This window comes from Protofrankia sp. CiP1_Cm_nod4, from assembly GCF_982290645.1.
In genome coordinates this window covers 26,470-29,520 of the sequence record NZ_CEVIVC010000025.1, presented here as the reverse complement: position 1 = coordinate 29,520, position 3,051 = coordinate 26,470, and the positions used below count along the sequence as shown (strand labels likewise).

General features: G+C 73.6%; 3 protein-coding genes. All 3 read right to left on the bottom strand.

Translation table 11 applies throughout. The features are described from left to right. Positions 1-124 precede the first annotated feature (124 nt). Entirely contained in the window at positions 125-916 is a 792-nt protein-coding gene (locus AC5LSR_RS07460) for a DUF501 domain-containing protein (protein WP_445548242.1), read from the bottom strand. A gap of 83 nt (positions 917-999) precedes the next feature. Beyond that, positions 1,000-1,347 (bottom strand): FtsB family cell division protein, encoded by a 348-nt coding sequence (locus tag AC5LSR_RS07455; RefSeq protein WP_445548241.1) that lies wholly within the window; start codon positions 1,345-1,347, stop codon positions 1,000-1,002. Positions 1,348-1,352: 5 nt separating this feature from the next. Then, positions 1,353-2,639: a phosphopyruvate hydratase gene (gene eno, locus AC5LSR_RS07450; protein ID WP_250285628.1), complete on the bottom strand. Its 1,287-nt coding sequence runs from the start codon at positions 2,637-2,639 to the stop codon at positions 1,353-1,355. Positions 2,640-3,051 lie beyond the last annotated feature (412 nt).

The following is a 3,051-nucleotide window of genomic DNA, read 5'->3' as shown; positions in this document are numbered from 1 at the left end:
TCGGCATGATCCGCGCTGGGGCCCGGGCGACCACCCGGCGCGGGGCCGGCGTCGGCGCCGCTCGCCGTCTCGGCGACGAGCAGCCGGATCGAGTTGGTGCCGCAGTCGACGGCCGCCACCCGGGTCACGACGATCCCCCATCTTGTGCGCGGCCGGCATCCGGGCCGCCGCCAGCTGCCCGGCCGGATCCGTTCTCCGGGCCGGAACCGCCCTGCTGGACGGAACCGCTCTCCTCCCGGCCGGGACCGCCCTGCCCGCCGGAACCACTCTCCTGGACGGAACCGCTCTGCTGGGCGGGGCCGGTGACGCACGAGCCGGCGGCCACGCACGGCCCGCGGACGCCCCAGTCCGCCAGCAGGGCCAGTGCCTCGTCACCGAACGGGTTCACCCCCGGTCCGGCGGCCAGGCTGTGCGCGACCAGCACGTGCAGGCACTTCACCCTGGTCGGCATGCCGCCCGCGCCCGGTGCGCCGGGCAGCTCGGCCAGGGCGTCCCGGCGGGCCAGGTAGTCGCGGTGCGCCGCCTGGTAGCGGCGGGAAAGATCGCCGTCGCGGTTGGCGGCGAGCCGCTCGGTCATCTCCCGCATCAGGCCGGACGCCTCCAGCCGCCCGATCGCCGACGCCGCCCGCGGACAGGTCAGGTAGTACAGCGTGGGGAACGGCGTCCCGTCGGCCAGCCTCGGCCAGGTCTCGACGACGTCCGGCAGGCCGCAGGAACATCGGTGGGCGACCCGGCGCATCGCCCGCGGCCGCCGGCCGAGCTGCCGCGCAACGACCTCGACAACCTCGGCGGCCGCACTGGCCTCGGTGTCACCACCGGCCTCGGTGGTCCTGTTGGCTCTGGCAGGCGTGCCAGAATCAGCGGCCGTGCTGGAACCAGTCGCTGTGCCAGCACCGGTGGCCGTGTCAGGCGGCACGTCAACGGTGTCTGCCGAGCCGGTGATGGTGCCTGCCGAGCCCGCGACGGCCGCGACGGGTGCGCCGGCGCCCCGACGAGCGGTCATCGCGCGGTGGCCGAGGGAGCCGGGGCCGGGCTCGGAGCCGGGCTCGGAGCCGGGGTCGGGGTGACCGACGTCGCCGGCACCAGATAGGCCTTCTCCCCGGGCCGGGTGTAGTGCAGCCTGACCCGGGCCTCGTCCTGGGCCCACGCCGGATCGTCGTAGCCGGCCACCTTGGTCTTCAGCGCCTCCACCCGTTCGCGTTGTTCGGCGTTGTGCGCCGCGAGCTCGTCGATCTGGCTGCGCTGCCGCAGGTAGAGCCGCAGCGGATAGGCCAGCGTCAGCACGAGCACGCAGATCACCACCAGCAGCAGGGTCATCCGGGTGGTGAACGGTGTGCGGCGCGCCACCGGTGTCACCCGGCGGTCGGTGAAAAGCGGGGAAAGGCCCCCGCCCCGGCATATCGGGCGGCCTCGTCGAGCTCGTCCTCGATGCGCAGCAGCTGGTTGTACTTGGCGACCCGCTCGCTGCGGGCCGGCGCGCCGGTCTTGATCTGCCCGGCGTCGAGGGCGACCGCGAGGTCGGAGATCGTGGTGTCCTCGGTCTCACCGGACCGGTGGGAGATCATGGACCGGTAGCCGTTACGGTGCGCGAGCGACACCGCGTCCAGGGTCTCGGTGAGCGTGCCGATCTGGTTGACCTTGACGAGCAGGGCGTTGCCGGCCTTCTCGGCAATGCCGCGGGCGAGCCGCTGCGGGTTGGTGACGAACAGGTCGTCACCAACGAGCTGCACCGAGTCGCCGAGACGGGCGGTCAGCTGCACCCAGCCGTCCCAGTCGTCCTCCGCGAGCGGATCCTCGATCGAGACGATCGGGTAGGCCGACACCAGCTCGGCGTAGTAGTCGCTGAGCTCCTGCGCGCTGCGGCGGGCGCCTTCGAAGCGGTAGGCGCCGTCGTCGAAGAACTCCGTCGAGGCCACGTCGAGAGCCAGGGCGATGTCCTCCCCCGGCCGGAAGCCCGCCTTGCCGATGGCCTCCACCAGCAGGTCGAGCGCGGCACGGTTCGCCGGCAGGCTCGGGGCGAACCCGCCCTCGTCGCCGACGGCGGTGGCCAGCCCCTGGGTCTTCAGCACGCTCTTGAGCGCGTGGTAGGTCTCCGCGCCCCAGCGCAGCGCCTCGACGAACGTCGACGCCCCGATCGGGGCGATCATGAACTCCTGGATGTCGACGTTGGTGTCGGCGTGCGCGCCGCCGTTGACGACGTTCAGCAGCGGCACCGGCAGCAGGTGCGCGGCCGGGCCCCCCAGGTAGCGGAACAGCGGCAGGTCGGACGCCTTGGCCGCGGCTTTGGCGACCGCCAGGCTGACCCCGAGCACCGCGTTCGCGCCCAGCGCGGACTTGTCCGGCGTCCCGTCGAGGTCCAGCAGGACCTGGTCGAGGAACCGCTGCTCGGTGGCCTCCAGACCGATGATCTCGGGGCCGATCCGGTCGGCCACGGCAGTCACCGCTTTGCGTACGCCCTTGCCGCCGTAACGGTCGTCGCCGTCACGCAGTTCGACGGCCTCGAACGCCCCAGTGCTCGCGCCGCTGGGCACGGCCGCGCGGCCGAGGGTGCCGTCCTCCAGGACGACCTCGACCTCAACGGTGGGATTGCCCCGCGAGTCAAGGATCTCGCGAGCTCCTACAGCCTCGATGGACGGCACGGGCCTCGACCTCCGGTGTGGCGCGCGTCCGGACGGACACGCCCGACTAGAACGCTACTGTGCGACAGGGCGGGCATCGGCGGCGCCGCCGAAATACGACCCGGCCGAGACTATCGCCACCACGCTCGCGGCACGCGCCTTCGGCACGTGTCACCTACGGCCACCCACTGGCCCGGTGCGCGACCGGACGGCCGCGGCCAGTGCCGTGACGAGGAGGTCCGGCCGGGGTCAAGAGGCGATCCGCTCCGCGGACGCCGCCGAAAGCAGGCCGCCCCGCCGGGCACCGGGACCCGCCACGACGGGCCTGTCCGCCGCGAGCTCGCCAGCACGGTCCCGCCCGCCGCGGGCCTGTCGCCTCGGCTCCGCCAGCACGGGCATGCCACCACGGCTCCGCCCACGGGCATGCCGCGGG